Source organism: Paenibacillus sp. ICGEB2008 (assembly GCF_000307675.1).
GTDB lineage: Bacteria > Bacillota > Bacilli > Paenibacillales > Paenibacillaceae > Paenibacillus > Paenibacillus polymyxa.
Genome location: NZ_AMQU01000016.1, coordinates 479,765 through 497,371, shown reverse-complemented (window position 1 = coordinate 497,371; position 17,607 = coordinate 479,765). Strand labels below are relative to the sequence as shown.

The 17,607-nt window shown below is 43.2% G+C and carries 19 protein-coding genes; 5 read left to right on the top strand and 14 right to left on the bottom strand.

Annotated elements, in window-relative coordinates:
* Positions 1-7 precede the first annotated feature (7 nt).
* Positions 8-736 carry a DsbA family oxidoreductase gene (locus tag C400_RS0117370; RefSeq protein ID WP_017427744.1) on the top strand — a complete coding sequence of 243 codons (729 nt, stop codon included), beginning with the start codon at positions 8-10 and terminating at the stop codon, positions 734-736.
* 90 nt (positions 737-826) lie between these two features.
* On the opposite strand, the gene C400_RS0117365 is transcribed toward C400_RS0117370, so the two are convergent.
* Positions 827-1,615 carry an SDR family oxidoreductase gene (locus C400_RS0117365; RefSeq protein WP_016820742.1) on the bottom strand — a complete coding sequence of 263 codons (789 nt, stop codon included), beginning with the start codon at positions 1,613-1,615 and terminating at the stop codon, positions 827-829.
* A 159-nt stretch (positions 1,616-1,774) separates the two neighbouring features.
* Positions 1,775-2,686, bottom strand: a complete 912-nt coding sequence (locus C400_RS0117360; RefSeq protein WP_017427743.1) for a copper amine oxidase N-terminal domain-containing protein — start codon at positions 2,684-2,686, stop codon at positions 1,775-1,777.
* A gap of 240 nt (positions 2,687-2,926) precedes the next feature.
* Between C400_RS0117360 and C400_RS0117355 the strand changes: the two genes are divergently transcribed.
* Positions 2,927-3,844, top strand: a complete 918-nt coding sequence (locus C400_RS0117355; protein WP_017427742.1) for an AEC family transporter — start codon at positions 2,927-2,929, stop codon at positions 3,842-3,844.
* Between the two features lie 284 nt (positions 3,845-4,128).
* Here C400_RS0117355 and C400_RS0117350 read toward each other — a convergent pair whose 3' ends face one another.
* From C400_RS0117350 to C400_RS0117340, 3 genes are all read right to left on the bottom strand, one after another.
* Positions 4,129-7,200 carry a X2-like carbohydrate binding domain-containing protein gene (locus C400_RS0117350; protein ID WP_017427741.1) on the bottom strand — a complete coding sequence of 1,024 codons (3,072 nt, stop codon included), beginning with the start codon at positions 7,198-7,200 and terminating at the stop codon, positions 4,129-4,131.
* 467 nt (positions 7,201-7,667) lie between these two features.
* Positions 7,668-8,840 carry a M20 metallopeptidase family protein gene (locus C400_RS0117345; RefSeq protein WP_017427740.1) on the bottom strand — a complete coding sequence of 391 codons (1,173 nt, stop codon included), beginning with the start codon at positions 8,838-8,840 and terminating at the stop codon, positions 7,668-7,670.
* Between the two features lie 228 nt (positions 8,841-9,068).
* Complete coding sequence (locus C400_RS0117340; RefSeq protein ID WP_017427739.1) at positions 9,069-9,578, bottom strand: GNAT family N-acetyltransferase; 510 nt, start codon at positions 9,576-9,578, stop codon at positions 9,069-9,071.
* 109 nt (positions 9,579-9,687) lie between these two features.
* Here C400_RS0117340 and xerS point away from each other — a divergent pair, with 109 nt between their 5' ends.
* Positions 9,688-10,788: a tyrosine recombinase XerS gene (gene xerS / locus C400_RS0117335; RefSeq protein WP_017427738.1), complete on the top strand. Its 1,101-nt coding sequence runs from the start codon at positions 9,688-9,690 to the stop codon at positions 10,786-10,788.
* 8 nt (positions 10,789-10,796) lie between these two features.
* Here xerS and mobB read toward each other — a convergent pair whose 3' ends face one another.
* The 3 genes from mobB to C400_RS0117320 form a co-directional block, all read right to left on the bottom strand.
* On the bottom strand, positions 10,797-11,348 hold the full coding sequence (gene mobB, locus C400_RS0117330; protein ID WP_016820736.1) for a molybdopterin-guanine dinucleotide biosynthesis protein B: 552 nt from the start codon (positions 11,346-11,348) through the stop codon (positions 10,797-10,799).
* Positions 11,345-12,622, bottom strand: a complete 1,278-nt coding sequence (locus tag C400_RS0117325; protein ID WP_017427737.1) for a molybdopterin molybdotransferase MoeA — start codon at positions 12,620-12,622, stop codon at positions 11,345-11,347. The genes mobB and C400_RS0117325 overlap by 4 nt, the downstream gene beginning before the upstream one ends.
* A gap of 195 nt (positions 12,623-12,817) precedes the next feature.
* Positions 12,818-13,057: a helix-turn-helix domain-containing protein gene (locus tag C400_RS0117320; RefSeq protein ID WP_016820734.1), complete on the bottom strand. Its 240-nt coding sequence runs from the start codon at positions 13,055-13,057 to the stop codon at positions 12,818-12,820.
* An 88-nt stretch (positions 13,058-13,145) separates the two neighbouring features.
* Here C400_RS0117320 and C400_RS0117315 point away from each other — a divergent pair, with 88 nt between their 5' ends.
* Positions 13,146-13,361: a helix-turn-helix transcriptional regulator gene (locus C400_RS0117315; protein WP_016820733.1), complete on the top strand. Its 216-nt coding sequence runs from the start codon at positions 13,146-13,148 to the stop codon at positions 13,359-13,361.
* 409 nt (positions 13,362-13,770) lie between these two features.
* On the opposite strand, the gene C400_RS0117310 is transcribed toward C400_RS0117315, so the two are convergent.
* From C400_RS0117310 to C400_RS0117300, 4 genes are read right to left on the bottom strand one after another with little or no spacing between them, the layout of a single operon-like run.
* The gene (locus tag C400_RS0117310; protein ID WP_017427736.1) at positions 13,771-14,367 is read right to left on the bottom strand and encodes a hypothetical protein; all 597 of its coding nucleotides are present in this window, start codon (positions 14,365-14,367) and stop codon (positions 13,771-13,773) included.
* A gap of 5 nt (positions 14,368-14,372) precedes the next feature.
* Positions 14,373-14,504 (bottom strand): hypothetical protein, encoded by a 132-nt coding sequence (locus C400_RS28465; protein WP_017427735.1) that lies wholly within the window; start codon positions 14,502-14,504, stop codon positions 14,373-14,375.
* The gene (locus C400_RS28745; protein ID WP_373364943.1) at positions 14,477-14,947 is read right to left on the bottom strand and encodes an accessory gene regulator ArgB-like protein; all 471 of its coding nucleotides are present in this window, start codon (positions 14,945-14,947) and stop codon (positions 14,477-14,479) included. The genes C400_RS28465 and C400_RS28745 overlap by 28 nt, the downstream gene beginning before the upstream one ends.
* 28 nt (positions 14,948-14,975) lie before the next feature.
* Entirely contained in the window at positions 14,976-15,689 is a 714-nt protein-coding gene (locus C400_RS0117300) for a hypothetical protein (RefSeq protein WP_016820730.1), read from the bottom strand.
* A 266-nt stretch (positions 15,690-15,955) separates the two neighbouring features.
* On the opposite strand from C400_RS0117300, the gene C400_RS0117295 reads away from it, so the two are divergent.
* Positions 15,956-16,189: a helix-turn-helix transcriptional regulator gene (locus tag C400_RS0117295; protein WP_016820729.1), complete on the top strand. Its 234-nt coding sequence runs from the start codon at positions 15,956-15,958 to the stop codon at positions 16,187-16,189.
* Between the two features lie 133 nt (positions 16,190-16,322).
* Here C400_RS0117295 and C400_RS0117290 read toward each other — a convergent pair whose 3' ends face one another.
* A complete protein-coding gene (locus C400_RS0117290; protein WP_016820728.1) occupies positions 16,323-17,078 on the bottom strand; it encodes a DUF4247 domain-containing protein in 756 nt (251 codons plus the stop codon).
* Positions 17,079-17,091: 13 nt separating this feature from the next.
* A complete protein-coding gene (locus tag C400_RS0117285) occupies positions 17,092-17,598 on the bottom strand; it encodes a DUF4178 domain-containing protein (RefSeq protein WP_017427734.1) in 507 nt (168 codons plus the stop codon).
* Positions 17,599-17,607: the final 9 nt, after the last annotated feature.

Here is a 17,607-nt window from a genome sequence, read left to right as displayed (position 1 = left end):
TTTCCTGATGAATATCGAAGTTTGGTCTGATTATATGTGTCCGTTCTGTTATATTGGCAAACGCCGTTTGGAGCAAGTCTTGCAGCAGTTCCCACATCGCGATGAGGTTCAATTGACATTCAAGAGTTTTGAATTAAATCCGAATGCTGTGAAAGATAGTGGTAAGACGATTAATGAGGAACTATCAGCAAAATATGGCGTTAGTCTGCAAGAGGCTCATGCCATGAATGATCGCATGACCGAAAACGCACGTTCTACAGGTCTGAAGTACAATATTCATGCCATGGTGCCGACAAACTCTTTCGATGCTCACCGTCTAACGCATTGGGCTCACACACAAGGCAAAATGCTGGAATTGAGCGAGCGTTTATTTCAGGCTGTCTTCATGGAAGGCAAGCATACTGGGGATCATGAAGTACTGGCAGCGTTGGCAGCCGAAGTTGGTTTGGATCATAACGAAGCCGCTGCCATATTAGCCGGTGACCGATTTACCGACGAAGTTAGAGCTGATGAAACTGAAGGTGCTAAGTTAGGCGTTCAGGGTGTTCCATTCTTTGTATTTGATCGAAAATTTGCTGTTTCTGGTGCTCAGCCTGAGGAGGTATTTCACGATGTGCTTCAAAAAGCATGGGATGAACGTTCTCCTTTCACTATGATTAGCGGCAGCTCGTCCAAGCAGAATGCAGCTGGTGTATGTACTGATGATGGTTGTGAGCTTCCAAGCCGCGAGAGCTGATCAGCCAATGAACTAAACCTCTTTTTAGATAACTTATGAAAAAGCGTGCCTGCACCAATTAAACCTGATGCGGCACGCTTCTTTATTTTTTTATAGTGATTTAATCATTCCGCCGTCCACAAGAATGGTGCTGCCGGTCAAATAGGATGAAGCCGATGACGCCAGAAAAGCAACGACTTTACCGAACTCTTCAGGCTCACCGTACCGTCCCAACGGAATGCCCTCTTCTGCTTGTTTGCGAACTTGATCCGTCGTTTGGTGGGATTTTTCGGCTCGATGCTCGTCCAAGCTACGTACGCGATCGGTTGCAATTCTCCCTGGTGCTACAGTATGTACCAGAATATTATATGGGGCTAATTCCATGGACAATGTTTTCGCCAATCCGGCAACTCCAGTACGTAGTGTATTGGAAATAATTAGGCCCGGAATCGGCTGCTTCACTGATGATGAGGCGATATTTAAAATTCTACCACTTTGTTGTTTTTTCATATAGGGTAACGCCTCACGGATCAACCGGATATGACTAAGTAAATTTTGCTCAAAGGCCTGCATCCATACTTCATCTGTAAAATCATCAAAGGTGCCCGCAGGAGGGCCGCCCGCATTGTTAACCAAAATATCGACGGTGCCAAACCAATCAACTGTACGGCGGATGGCCTGGGAGATATGTTCAGGTTTGGTTACATCACAAACTACATATTCAACGCGACCACTCGCTGTTTCCTGTAATTCGGCCTGAGTCCGCTGAAGCTCTGCTTCATTTCGTCCAGAAATAACAACATTCGCACCCTCACGTGCCAATTCGCGTGCACTTGCTTTGCCAAGTCCTTTACTGGAGCCTGCAACAAAGGCTGCTTTTCCCGTTAGTCCTAAATCCATCTATGACACTCCCTTTTCTGAGATTTCTCTATTTAATTGTACACATGACCAGCACATAATGCGAATAGCTAGGTACAAAGTAGCAAGGCAACACAAAAAAGGACCTGACATTTAGTCAGGCGCCCTTTCTGTTATACACTATTTTCTTGGTTTATAGCACTATAATGCTTCAGATATTGTTGACTGCTCATATACAACAACGGACTGGCTCTCAGGCTCCCATTTAACATTTGCTCCCAAAGCCTCTCCGATTACCCTTACAGGTACCATTGTAGTTCCATCCACTATGGATGCTGGTTGCTCGATAGAATACGGCTGGCCGTTAATATATGCTTTGGCGCTATTCACGAATAATTTGACGGACACACCATTGCGACTGACAGTAACAGCCTTTTCTTTCGGATCCCAGGAAACCTTGGCATTCAGAGCTTCGGAAGCTGTTCTAAACGGGACAAGTGTGGTGCCATTGCGGTTAATCGGCTTGGCATCGTATTTTTCACCATTCACGAACAGCTTCATACCTGATGACCGTCCAGCCTTGCTCAAGAGTACATCCAGCTTTTTGTAGCTATCCAGATTGGACACATCAGCCAAAACTGCCTCCTCCTGCATGTAAACGGCATCTGTTACATTTCCGTTTTTATCCAGTAGCTCAGCAGCCTTAGTTAGTGCTTTGTCAGAATTTCGGATCAATTCAAGTTCAGCTACCTGCCCCGAGGTCAAACGATCCGGGTATTTTGTAAGCAGCAGATTCGCAATAACCGCTCCTGCCGGCTTATCTTTTGTATTTTCTACTGCTTGTAGCAGACCGTTATATCCGTTGTGTCCCTTGCGACCTTTTTGGTCTTTGGACTCCCCGTATGTATCATCCGTTACTGCAACAGGGGTGTTCTTTTTGATTTCGTCGTGTTTATCTTTTTTGCTGCTCTTTTCATTCCGGTCTTTATCAGACGCCTTTGCTTCCTGTTTGTTCTCCTGACCATTTCCGCGCCCCTGTTTGGCTTCGGCTGTTCCTGCTGCCAGTCCCAAGACCAGTATACACGCTAATAATGCTGTCCAAGTGTTTCTCATGATGCGCTTCCTCCTTATAGTAAAAGACCAGGTTTAAATGTAACCTACATATATTAACGGCTACTATAAGCTGAATATGAAGCCCTTTTTTACTAGTGCTGCATTTGTAGGGGCTGATGGCAGAATCATTATAATAAATTTTATTATGCTTCAACCTATTTCCACAGTATAATGGGAAATGCACATGCAATTTTAGGATTAACGTTTACATTCGTATAATAAAAAGAAGAGGAGACAGACATGTTCGGCACCATTCTTTTAGACGTTGTTTTACCTATCTTTGTCCTTATCGGTTTTGGCTGTATCATGCAGTATTATTTTCGATTGGATTTGTATACCCTAGCTAAAATTAATTTTTATTATGTCACCCCTGCAGCTGTGTTTACCGGTCTTTATAACTCTGAAATTTCTTTAATTCTCATGGGTGAGGTTTCACTTTTTTATGCCCTGTACATAGCTATTCTGTACGTAATCAGTACTACTGTTGCCAGATCTCTGAAATACAGCCCCGGAATGCGTGGAGCTTTTACAAACAGTGTCATGCTAGATAATTCAGGGAATTATGGTCTACCAATTAATCAGTTGGTGTTTAAAGGTGATCCGCTGGCTATTTCTGTCCAAGCTCTGATTATGACTTTTCAAAGCTTTGTTACATTTACATATGGTACTTTTGTTGTACAGAACGGTAAGGCCAATACACGAAAAATTTTAATTAATTTTTTAAAAATGCCTGTCCCCTACGCGCTTGTGCTGGGCCTGCTCCTGAATCTACTGCACAGTCCATTGCCTAATTTGCTGGCTGAGCCTCTAAATTATATTAGCCATTCGATGGTCGCAGTGGCTCTGCTTACTTTGGGAGCACAAATTGTGCAGTATCCTTTTCATTTGCGCCGGACAGCCGTGTATATCAGTATGGTATTACGCCTAATTGCAGGTCCAATAGTTGGCTTTATGCTCGTGTTTTTTCTAGATCTTAAGGGGATTCCCGCTCAAGCATTGCTCATTGCATCAGGTATGCCTACCGGTGTTAACACGAGTATTTTGGCAGAAGAATATAAAAATGAACCTGACTTTGCGGCACAGACAGTATTACTTTCTACGATTGTGAATGTCATTACGATGACCTTATTAATTTCAATATCCCGTCATCTTACTTGAGGTGTATGATAAATATAAAGCTTGATTTGTAACGCTTTTTGTCTGACGACAGGAGCGTTTCTTTTTCAATTAAAATAGGAACACACGTTCGTTATTGTACCTCTTTTTCTGTTTATAGTGGTGTGTTTGTTTGACGATGATGGTATGCGAGAAGGAATTTTTTCTATTATGAATTTTTCATATAGTGAAATAGTTATATTTTTGAATTTAAACCTCTGATTCCTCCAAAAATAAAGCCAGCTCGCTCATTAGAGTGGCTGACTTAAAATTATTTTTATGAAGATTTAAGGCTCAATTCCCCATTGCTTGATCCCAGACAGGTAAGCGGTTATTTTAGTGGAATCTTGTAAGCTATTTGCTGTGGGATTAAAGGAATAATCATCAGTTTGTGTATAATTGCTCCAATCCGCTTTGGATATCCGGGTTTGTAGCTCAACACTCTGACCAGGCTCTAAAAAACCTACTGCCGACTTAAAACCAATTTCTGCATAAGAATCTGCACCTGGCTTCGTATTAGTTAATGTTTTGAAGTTAGCAATGACATTCTCTGTACCGATGCTAGACCAATCCGTAAAGAAGTTTTGTGATTTCTCCCCGTTAACGGTGTAATAATAACGCAATGTCACATCTGCTAGGGAAACGGGTGAGCTTCCTGTATTGGTTATTTTAAACTTGGAACTGATCGTATTACTTGTTGCAGATACATTCCCATTGAAGGATTGCACCTTCAGAGCACCCTCGCCTGTTCCCGGCTCACTTGGCGTATCCCCTTTCACCGTAATCGTGAACAACGCATCATTGCCTGTACTAAAATGGAAGTTGAGCGTTGTCTCTCCTTTAGGAAGTTTAGATAAATACTTGTTGGTAAGAATAACTGTTTCTTCACTAACCGTATAATCTTCACCTTTGTTCAGTGCCACACTCCCCTGCTTGATCGCTTCTAGTGTATTACCGTTAAGAGTAAGCTTGACAGTAATATCGGTATTACTGTTAGCCACTTCATAGGTTGCAGCCGTCGGCGTAATACTTGCTTGCCCGGTAGATGGCTGGTCACCACCCACACGATCTGCCACCAGAATGCCGCGGCCATTCGTTCCCAGATAAGCGCGTCCGTAAACCCGAGGGTCCCCAATAATGGTGGTCACTCGAGCATATTGATGCTTGTCATCATTAATGCGCACCCAGTTTGCTCCAGCATCGTCCGAACGATAAAATCCACGAGTTCCGTCAATCTTACCAACGATAAACACTGCTGCATTGGTGCGATTGGGTGCTGCTTTGCCAAAGCCTACAAAATCCGCCTCCTGCACATGATCAAGCTTGGTGAATGTAATACCTGAATCCTTGGAATGCCATAAGCCGTATGGCCCTCCGTCCTCGGAGCCTCCAGCAAACCACACATCTCCTTCCGCTCCTCGTACAGCACCAATATCTGCATTCCCTACACTTGGCAAACCAGTAACTGTGGATGGTGTGAAGGATGCGCCTCCATCAACACTTACATATATTTTCCCAGCAGCAAACGCGTAGTATTTGTTAGGATTTACTCGGTCAGAGGCGATCTTTGCATTAGCTGGAACTCCGGTGCTTGCTGTCCATGAGTTTCCTCCGGTTTTGGAATAAAATACACCTTTGTCCGATGTACTCCACAGCAATCCATTACCATTTGCCGCTACAGCGATGCTGCCTCCTCCTGCTGTACCGGAAGGCTCGCTATTAGCTTTGTACCAGTTCGCTCCGCCATCATTGGATAATCCGATAGATTTGGCGTTTGGATCTTTTTTATAGTCCGCTTTACCTACCCGAGCCATAAAAGAAGGGCTTAACTCGGCATAATCAATGCTTTCGCTGCTTGTAAAGGTTGGATTATCCAGCATTTTAGCAGGAGCCTTGAACAGGTCATCATGTCTGAATCCGGAGACATCACCCACTGCACTCACCAGAGGAGCTCCAGTTGGAGGGCTCACCAAATCCAAAATCGCCGTTTCTTCTACCCCTTTAGCGGCTACCGAAATGTCCAGCTTACCTCCCTTGTCCCAATTGGTCAGATTTTTAGAGCCATAAATCGTAGCTCCTGTGCCGTACAGCATATGATCTGAATTAAATGGATCTATTTCCAGATCTCCAATCATCCAGCCCAGCTTGGGCGATACTTCCGGCGGTGCAGGATTGGCATTGAAAGTCAGCCAAGGCGCACCGGATATATCCAGATTGTACTTCAGCTTACGAGCTGGATAACCATCAAATTCCCAAATAGGGCTCCAGGTTGCCCCACGATCAGTACTGCGGTAAATCGTTTCATCCGGCCACCAGGCATTCAACGTTGCAACCATAAGTGTACCTGGCTTCTGGGCGTCCACTGTCAGTCCACCATATCCAAAATGATTGTCTGCGCTGCTGCTGGCAACGGGGCTAATGTTAGTCCACTGTCCACTGGCTGTATTCAGTTTCCACAGCTCACCCTTTGTTCCATCATACGGTCCAGCTCCATCGCTGTAAGAAATATACAGGTCGCCATCTGGCGATAAAACGCCGTGATGTGGCAAATAGCCTGTAGGCTGGCCCGCTATAGCAGACCAGGTTGTCCCGCCATCAGTACTGCGATAGACACTTTGCTTTTTATCTGCGACACCCACATAGATGGTCTGTGTTGCTTTACTGGAAGAGCCCGTTTTTTTGTCAAAAGTGATCCAGGCTAAACCGACAATATCACTGGTGTATTCATTGGAAGGGTCCTGTACATACGTCCCCGGATTCGGAAAACTACTCACCTTGCTCCAGGTCGCCCCGTAATCGGAGCTTTTCCACAATCCATTACCACTTCGAGCTCCGAAGAATAATATATTGTTTTTATTCGGATCAATTGTCAGACGTTCACCCATCGAGCGTCCCGGCATATTGCCTCCTACCTTGAAGGGGAGCTTCGTCGTCTGCCACGTATTCCCCTTGTCGGTAGAGCGCATAATTTGCCCGTTTTGTTTATCCCAGGAATTAGTATACGTGCCTGTAGCTATATATACACGATTCGGATCCACAGGGTCGGTGGCTAGTGCATCGACACCATTTTTGTTCCAATCTTCCCAGCCCACAGAATCCGTCAGCGGAATCCAGCTTTCACTCGCAGGATTCCAGCGGTAAGCTCCTCCAATATCTGTACGGGCATAGATCAGATCTTTTTCCGTTTCATTAAAAATAATACCAGGTACAAAACCACCTCCACCGCCTGTAACGACACTTTTCCAAGTATAATCGTCACTTGGAGCAGCATGGGTGGGTGCTATCATGCCTGTCCAGGAAGCACCCGCTACTATAAGCGCCAAACATACAATTCTCAACCTGCTTTTTGCCTTAGTCAATGAATTCAACCTCCTTCTCCGTAATCATTTAAAAATGCAAGTCATTTCGAGCTAAAAGTAAGCAGTCAATTGCGGATTCGTTCCTATCGTTATTATTCCATTCATCAATCAAACAAGCGTTCTCTCAAGCTCACCTCCAGTAATCCAATAGATTTGCAACCTCTTTTTTGTTAGCGCTTACATCGGTGTCTGCTCAAAAGATTCGTCATCTTTTTCTCATTTCCTTGTGTGAAAAATCAAGATAATGTAATAGGATCTTCTGCTTGATAACTTGTAATAAAAGAGTTGGCTTCCACTTACAGTTGATACCTCTTATAAATTACTAATATGAATTTTTCATATAATGAATTATTTTCTTTAAATTTCATTCGAACGAGGTACCAAAATACTTTGATTTACAGCAAAAAACCGCGCTATGCGCGGTTCGGGCTTCCGTAATGCTATGGCTATTCATTAATAGGTTGAAATTACTGCAAATATTCAAGCGCCAGCGCTAAAAAAATATGTCCTGAGATGAGTAACGCACGCTCATCAAAATCAAAACGAGGATGGTGGTGAGCAAAATGGGTTCGTTCATCCTCATTACGAGCGCCCACAATAATAAAAGCTCCAGGTCGTTGTTCTAGATAATAGGCAAAATCCTCTGCTCCCATGGCCGGTTTTAAGTCCATAAAAGCATCTGCTCCATACAGCCTACTGACTAGCTCACGTACCCGTTCTGTTTCGGCCTCGGCATTCACCAGAGCAGGATAACCATTCAAATAATCAATTTCGTATCCCGCATGATAAGCATCCGTTAGACCTTTTACGATACTACGAATTTCGTTTTCGACTTCCTTGCGTATATCCTTATTAAACGTACGTACGGTCCCTTCAATTTTGGCTTTATCTGCAATTACATTAAAGGCAGTTCCTGCTTGAAATACCCCAATCGTTAACACTGCTGATTCCGTAGGGTCCACTCTGCGACTCACGACCTGTTGTAGTCCGTTCACAATTTGACTTCCAATAACAATGGAATCCACTGTCTGATGCGGTCTGGCGCCATGTCCGCCCTTGCCGTTGATTTCAATTGAAAAGGCATCGGCAGCAGCCATTGCCGGCCCACCCTTTAAGCCGATTTTGCCCAGTGGAATTTCCGAGGAAAGGTGAATACCATATACTGCTTCCACCCCATCCAGACAACCATCCTCAATCATGAATTTGGCTCCGCCAGGCGGTTTTTCTTCGGCATGTTGAAAAATAAACACAAGCTTTCCCTTCAGTGTCTTACGGTGATGGCTTAACACTCGTGCCACTCCTAGCAACGCAGCTGTATGACCATCATGTCCACAAGCATGCATAACACCGGGAACGGTCGATTTATAAGGCGCATCCTTTTCATCCTGAATAGGAAGTGCATCAAAATCAGCACGAAATGCAATCGTTCTACCTGGCTGCCCGCCTTCTAAAAAACCGAGCACACCGTTTCCACCGACATTCGTTCTTACTTCAATACCAAAAGAGCGTAATTGGTCTGCGATAAATGCAGATGTATTCGTTTCCTCAAAAGAAAGCTCTGGATGCTGATGCAAATATCTTCTCCACGCAATCAGTTCTTGTTCACCATCTTTTAGTTCCTGAACCCATTTCTCCAGCATATTACCCTCTTTTCCTATTGAATTTATATACTTCTATCCTTATCTTACCATAAATGATTCCAATAAGTTATATATGAATTACCAAATAACTGTATACCTGCGTTTTTACCAATGTCAATGCAAGTTCTAATTGGAACGATCCATGAACAGAAGGCTTGAAATGACAACAAAAAAGCCGACAAAATATTCTCCTCGGCTTTTTTCTGGTGGTTTTCTATTATGAATTTTTCATGTATTGAAAAACTGACTTATATTCCCTCGTACTGGATGTGTTTGCTCCCTATACTCACCATTCGTATAGCTTCCAATGACCTTGCGCCAAAAGGATTGGGCTGGTCTATTCGTGCTCATCTGAGTCACCTTCCATCGCCCATTAAAACGTCCAAACAGCTCATGAGCCGCCCAAGTGCCCACGCCATTGTGTCGATAAGGACGAAGTACAAAGAACTCAGCCATGTAATAGTCAGCTTCTCGATTGCTAGACATTCGGTCAACGAGTGCAAAGCCCACAGGAATATCCTGTCTCCAGATCAAAAAAGGCAGCTTTTGTTCGCCGCTCGTCCAGTATTGATACAAGTCTGGATAAGCCGGGAATGTCCCCTTCTCAGTGACATCAATTCGCAGATAGGCTGTAAAATCGTATAAGTAAAATTGCATGAGCTGGACAATAATGTCCTTCTGCGACTCTGGTACACTCTTTATGGACAGCTTCAATTCTGATTTGATATTATATCCCATACTTTCACCTCTCTTGGCGGTCAGCTTGTTCTTTACTTTGATTACTCCCATCCAGTGCTGTTCAAAATATGCTAAAATAAATGTATTATGACCGGACGAGGTGAACCCTATGAACATACAAAAGATCATCGACCGGCGCAAACTGGATGAAAAGTTGCCGGATTTGCCATGGTACGTACAGCAATTTATGGATTACAAGCTTCCCGACCTATCCCCCTCTACTTTGCTGGAATATGTGCGGGATTACGAAGCTTTTTTTTCATGGCTTCGCTCGGAAGGCTTGTCTGCCGGAGAAACGAATGCCCAAGTGACACTGGAAGAATTAGAGACACTCCATATGGATAGCATTACAGGTTTTCGTTTGTTCCTGTCTACCAAACGCGAAGGCTCCAATTCCCGCATCACCATTTCACGTAAGCTATCGTCCTTGCGTTCACTCTTTCATTATTTGAGCCAAATCGCTGAGGATGAAAACTTTTATCCGTTGCTCAAGCGCAATATTATGGCCAAAGTCGAAATTAAGCGCGTACATAAACCCAAGGATACGGCCGCCAAGCTCAAAGGAAAAATACTGGAAGAGGAAGAACTGCTTGAATTTATCGGCTATATTTATGAAGGCTATGGACAAGATTTGGCTGATAACAAGCAAGCCCTATACTCCTATGAATTGAACAAGGAGCGAGATGCCTGTATCGCAAGTCTTATTCTGAACTCGGGACTGCGTGTATCCGAAATCGTCAACTTGAACATGGACGATCTCGATATAAACAATAAATTGCTGTATGTGTACCGTAAAGGAAATAACGATGAAACTTTTAAAACGCCAGTATATTTCCGCGAGCAATCCAAAGATGATCTCGCACTTTATTTATCCTTAAGACATACCCGTTATCGCGCTCCAAAAAAAGAAAAAGCTCTTTTTGTCGCGCGACCCAACGGCAGTGCTGAGGGCAAACGGATGACTAAAAGAGCGATTCAAGCAATGATCATCAAATACGCCAAGCGGTTCGGCAAGCCCTATTTGACCGTTCACAAGCTCCGTCATTCCTTTGCTACAGACTATTATTTACAAAATGATATTTACAAAACCAAGGAACAGCTGGGTCACGCTTCGACAGAAACAACGGAAGTCTATGCCCACCTGACTGACAAAACGATGTCTCAGGCGATCGAACGACGGATAGAGACTCAGACTGACTCCGCTAATTAGTAGCCCTCTCATCCCTGCTCTGTCTGGAATCCCATTTTGTGCCTCTGAATCTGTTCGAGTAGCCAGCAGCCTGCCGGTTCACTGGCATCGGCAGGAAATATTTGCACCGTTTGTTCATCTGAGTAGTAGTCCTGAGCCCAATCCATGTGGTACTCCCAAACTACTACTCCCTGTACATTTGTCAGTTCCTGAACAAGCTGCGCATCCGATTGTTCCCGCACCATGATCAGCTTCGGATATTTTTCCTGCTTGAAACCTTCCAGCAACACACAGTCATAGGCCTGAAAATGCCGGATGAGTCCGATCACAGGCCGACTATGTTCCTCTAAAATGGCAGTTCTTCCTGCCGAAACAATCGCTACGCCTTCGGCACCCGCCTGTCGGTGCTTATACGTATCTGTCCCCTCATGATCCATCTCAAATTCATGACCATCATGCTTGATCACAGCTACACGCAGTCCTGACTGCTGCGCATAACGAATCAAACCTCCGAGGAAGGTTGTTTTTCCTGTATTTTTGAATCCGACGATTTGACATACAAATGGATATTTCGTTTTCACGTCACCTGTCCGCCTTGAAGCACCAGTACGTGCACCTCTTCACCTTCGTGCAAGCCTTCTGTTGTGGGAGGAACTACGATCAGACAATCGCTGTCCTTAATCGTAACCATAGCACTGGATTCATCTACTCGCGCAGGAATCGCATATACTTGCCCACTACGTATCTCCAGAGAACTGCGTACAAAGCGGGTATAGTTGTTTACCTTCGTATAATCTGCTCCTAGCTTCGCCGTCCAGGTTTGCAAATACGGATGTGCCGAAGATAACATCATTTGAATAGTTGGTCGTACAAACAGCTCACAGCCTACAAAGCATGCACCGGGATTGCCAGAGAGCGCAAATAACAGCTTACCGTCTATCACTGCGGCTGTGGTTACACTACCTGGACGCATCGTAACCTTGTTGAACAGCATATTTACATCTTCCTGTCGTACGAGATCACCCATAATATCAAAATCACCCACCGACACTCCACCACTCGTAACCACAATATCATAGGCAGCTATCGCTTCTCGGACAGAAGCACGAGCAAGGTTCAAATCATCATGAATGGCTTGCAGAATGAACGGCTCTCCTCCTGCCTCTCTAATTTGAGAAGCCAGCATATATGTATTACTGTTTCGAATTTTCCCCGGTTGTAACGGCTCATCCACTGCGAGCAATTCTGATCCAGTGGAAAAGACAGCCACCCGTGGCTTCCTGTAAACTGGCACCCGATGTACACCAAAAGTAGCTAGTACCGAGACATGCCCCGCTCCCACGCAAGTTCCCTTACTGAGCAAAAGCTGACCTTCCTTAATCTCATGACCAATTTGTGTCACATTTTTGCCAACTTCCATACGCTTCTTCAAGCCAACATATGTCTGTCCATTTTCCTCACGCAGCTGTGTCGCCTCCAGCATCACCACCGTGTCCGCTCCTTCAGGTAGTTGTGCTCCTGTCATGATGCGGACTGCCATTCCCGTCTCCACCCGCTTGTCCGATACGGTGCCACAAGGAATTTCATCAATCACGTGTAGCCAGATTTCCTGACCGGTCGAACAGACTTCAGTGTCCGAGGCAAGGATCGCATAGCCGTCCATACCAGAACGACGAAAGCGGGGATACGGATGTGGCGCAGTCAAATCCATCGCCAGATAGCGACCATGTGCTTGCTCGAGCCCTACGTCCTCCCTTTCACCCTGTTGAACATAGCTAGCTATCCTGCTTTGTGCTTCTTCCACCTTAACTGCTTTACGTTGGAATTTTTCTGTGTTTAATGGCGTCTGTTTCATGTTCTCACTCCGTTCTTCTAAAATACCCTCTTTCTGTTATAACGCTAAAACCGTTATCTGGCAAATCCGAACGGTGTTTATTGGATACTGCAAGTCTCTATCCGCCAAAAAACAGCCTGAATATCATATCGCGGCTGTTTTTGGTAGATTTTGCTTTTTTGTTTTGCATGTCATCACGTCAGTTTTCTACGTATATTAGGTTATATTATTTTTACCGAAATAGATTGAATCTATTGAAACCTCATACAACGAGGACATTTGCTGCGCTCGAGCTATTGTTAAATCGGATGAATCTTCCTCTATATGTTTTAATTCATTCATTGACATACCAAGTATATTGCAAGCTATTAACTCACTATAACCTGAAGCGAGTCGTGCCATCTTTATTGTATAAAAGCTAGTGCAAGTTACATTTTCATTTTTATCTGCAACCATCCAATCAACTCCACAATATAATTGATAAAAAAGTAATTTACCTGTATACTCTGAACGAAACACTTTTCCCCTGTTAGGAGCAAGTAAGGTGCAAAAACTTACTCGGGGGAAATGCCTTTTGAAAGAGGAGCTCAAATCTCATGGACGCACTCAATCATGGCTCGCCCGACGAACTGGATATTCGCGGCAACAAATATCCAACTGGATCGCGGGACGTGACAAAATGTCATTTGAGGCGGCAGTCCTCATTTCTAGGATATTGGAGTGTAAAGCTGAGGACTTATATGAGTGGGAACTTGCCTGACAAACAGGCATTTCCTTCGGACCGTTTGTACATGCCGGCATTTACATTATATATCCCGCTTTCACCCTCCTTTTCTTATATGTAGATTGTTTTCATCTTAATTTAAAAGATTGTTATTTTTTTCATAATCAAATTTTATCACATAGAAAATGATTAAAAACGGGAAATATGTCGAATTAAATCGAACCCGTCCGGCTTATCCTAGTCTAACTGATTATTGACTTATTCATTTAAATCTGGTAACAAAAATGACCCCTGAATTTTCATGGGTCATTTCCACAATTTTTTAAGTGCTTTAAGTTTATTATGAGACATCGAGCAAGTGAAGTCTGATCCTTCGAATCGTACCAAACCTCCAAATGCGTTAGACTCAATCTCACAAACCAATTCTAGGTTTATCAGGGTGTCTTTATAAGCAGGATATAGATACGGAAAAGCTTCCCTGCAAGCTTGAGCGGTTAGCCCGATTGAATAAGAGCGATCTCCAGAGTGAAAACGCGGGACATAATAATTTTTTTTTAGGTTCCCACATATCCACACTAAGCATATTCCCTACTTTAAAAAAACCGCTCACTGCCGCTTTACCCACTACCTTAATTTCCGATCCGAAAATATAACGAATTTCTCTATCGGCATTCATTGCATTCTCATATATTTGTTTCCATCGAGATAAATTTGCTGAATTTATACTTTCTTTAATGTCTTGATTTTTAAAAACAACCTGCCCCCCTCCATAATCTCCCGTAACGATCTTGTCCACTTGTGTGATGTTAACCAAATTAGATCCGTCCAAATTGCAAAAAGTGGGTAAGCCTACGGAACATTCATGGAGGGTGGTGGGAACTGTAAATCTTCCATGAGAAGTATGAAAAAGCGGGATGTGATAATTGCTTTTGGGCTTCCACAATTCAATCGCAACTAGGTGATTCTCACAAAAAAAAGAGCAATCTCCAAGTGAATTGTCATCAAGCAATGGAGTAGCTAGGATTCGCTTTCCCTCTTCCATTAAATTCAGTTCTTTTCTGTTTTCTTCAGCTCAGCTGGTACAGGTTTAGCGCCAAAAATTGTTTTTTCTTTTTTGGTAGACTCGTTAGCGTAATTACCAAGGCTTACACTTAAAGCTCTCGCCAATTTCTTATCCATTTTCGCTCACCTCCTTTCCATAAAGGAAGAATACTGAATGCTTGTATAATTAAAGATAAACATATTATGTGAGATTGTATAAAAATATTTAATATGCAAACCAAAATACATATCGTTTTGTAATATTTGTGATGTTTGGTCTTGTTAATATAGATAAAATGATTGGGAGCATATACTACAAACATTAATAATGAACAAGCGTTAATTATTAAAATCGTTGATAAACTTAAAGATACGAAAGGTATAGTTACACATATGGCCGTTGTAAAACAGACACAAAGGGTAAGGTTGCTGAAGTGTACCCCTCCTGAAAATCTCCTTACAAACATGATCGTAGCCAGGGCTAGTAATGCCCCCCAAAAATGTCCTGTTATCCAGGCCATAACTGCGACCATTAGTACTGCCGAAATTTCGGTAATTTTCACACCAATCGCATACTCCATCACTTCTACACTTGTAGGTCCATCAGGATCAGCTTTCTTTATTTCTGATGCGATGTGCCTCGATAGCGTTTCTAGCATCCTCGTAATCTCCTTTCTCTGATAAGAAGTACGAAATTCCAAAAGTCAGCAATGAGATGGAAAGTAGTCCTATCGTATTGGAGTTATAGAGCATATACAAAGTAACAAGAATCGTGACAAATGATATTAAGGAGCCTATAATGAACATTTTATTAAGGGGTGATAGGTAATTTTCACCTTTCAAAAAATCATGTGGGGGCTGAATGATAAATGAGAAACCAAAGTTGTATTTCCCCATGACAAAAGAAATAAAGTACGCAGTAAAAATAGAAGCTAGCTGTATAACGTAAATGGAAGAGCCAGCTGTATCACTTATAACACCTGGTTGTGCTACTCCGAAAAAGTTTGCAAAGATATATACAAATAGCTGTAGATTAATGTAAGCTGTAAGACCGGAACCAGCAGAAAAAGCCGCAAGATATGTTTTGATCCCTAAACCAAATCTTAAAAAGAGAACCATTAACAAATACTGAAGCGGAAAATCAAATTTAGGCATGCCTATAACTTCTCTCATGAGAAAGGAAAACAAGGCTATGCCCATTGCATAGAAAATTATTTTTCTTCGATTTTCCCACACGGGAAGCATATAAAGCTTCAAGACCAAAGTAACTGCCGCTAAAGCATCGAAAAAACCAAGTATAATATATAAGAAAGCAGATAACACAGTTACATCATCCTCCTATTTCGCCTGATGTAATTGTATATTTTACTAATAGATGTGGCAATGAAATAATCTAGTAAACTGGAATTTTTTGTATGAATATGAGATGAGATTTTCTCCCCCTGGTTTTCTTTTTCAAACTCGACATCCATTCGTGGTAATAAAAAAAGTCACCCCAAGTGAGCGACGTTGCTTTTGCCAATGTATTATGTTGGTTTTTTTTCGATATCAAGGTTATAATCTACTTAATTTGGGGTGGAGGGATTATTGTGGCTTTAAGTGACAATTTCAAAAAATTACGTATAAAATATCATTTGACTCAACAAGAGCTTGCTGAGATCGCTGGGGTTACCAATAAAGCAATTTCAGCTTGGGAGAGCGGACTTTCTGAACCACGGATGGGTGCTATAGAAAAGATAGCTCGTCATCTCCATATCAAAAAAAGCAATATCATTGAAGAAGATGGCATTGAGCACATAAGCCCTGATCGCAGGTCAAAATAGACGGCAATAAAATCGAAGTGAGGGAGCATCCATTCAATTTACATTAGTAAATGTTAAACAACAAAAAAAGGAACTGTGCAAGACAGTTCCACAGTTCCGCAAACAACTTTAGAAGAAAATAAAATATTACCCATCATCGTCGACTTCGCCGGCTAATTTTACCTGAGCCGCTGCGTGTTTTAGGCTTACTATAAGATTTGCGCGGTGAATCAAATATGCTGGAACCACCGCTGCTGCCTCGGTCACGTGAAATCGAGCCTCTGCTCGGTGAACTGCTGGAGCCTCGATCGAATAGACTTCCGCTTGATCCAACGCTGGAATCCGAATTTTTCCCTCTACGGGTAACTGAACCTTTTCGTTCCACCGTTATCGGCGGAATCGCTTTTTTCTCCTGTGCTGTTGGAGCACGATATTGCCCTTGTGAAGGTCGGTATACATCTCTGCTCGAATAACCTCGATAGGAGCCAGACCCCCGCAATGAATCGAACAGAGCATCCAGCACAGTTGCAGTTAAGTATCCTTTTAGAAAGCTGGAACTGTAATTTTGCTCGACATACTTTTTACTGTCGATTTCAATGAGTGTATCTTCCTTCTTAGCTGGATCTTGCTGCAAATGGTACCATTCATCGCTATATACCAGAAACATCCGCTCATTGCTCTGAGGCGATATTTGTTCCGGTGTACGCTGTTCTTTCAATTCCTCCGCTACTTCGGGAACCGTTTTGCCTGCCGCCCGATACACGTACGAGGTCGAGTTTCCGCTACCACTAACGGATTCCAGCGGATACGTATCTTTCACATTTGGCGCCCCGCAGCCGCTTAGCACGGATACGAACAAGCTCAGCGCCACAATGATCTTTAATGCATATTGCCAGGTGCGTTTGCTCATGTGTAACCCTCTCCTAGCTTGCCCGAATAACCTTGACGTCTCCGGTAATCACTTCTTCTCCTTCATAAAGCATAAAGCGACCGTCCTGCCATTCTACCCGCAATAGATGGTAATCATCAGACTGGTACTGCCAAACATGTTGCTCTCCACCCTGCCGGAAAGGAGCACGGCCCATAACGGTAACATGCCCAAAATACTGTTCTTCCAAATGATACGTTGTATCATCCAGTTCTAAAATGGTCGGTACTTCCTCCGGGTTGTCTAGTCTGCCATCGATAGCCTGATATAGTCCGAATTGCAGTGTTTCCCGTTCCTCAATATGAAGATAACTCACTTGATTACCATCCTGAAGCGTCAAAACAACGGCATTCCGGGCACGATTATGTACACGACCTACCACTTCATAGGTGACAAGCGACACTTCACAAATATCCCCAGGATTTAAGTGAAGCATGCTTTTTTCCGCTTTCGGCGGTTCAGGCTTGGCAAATAGATTTGAAATTCGTTTCCATACACTCATGGTCATATT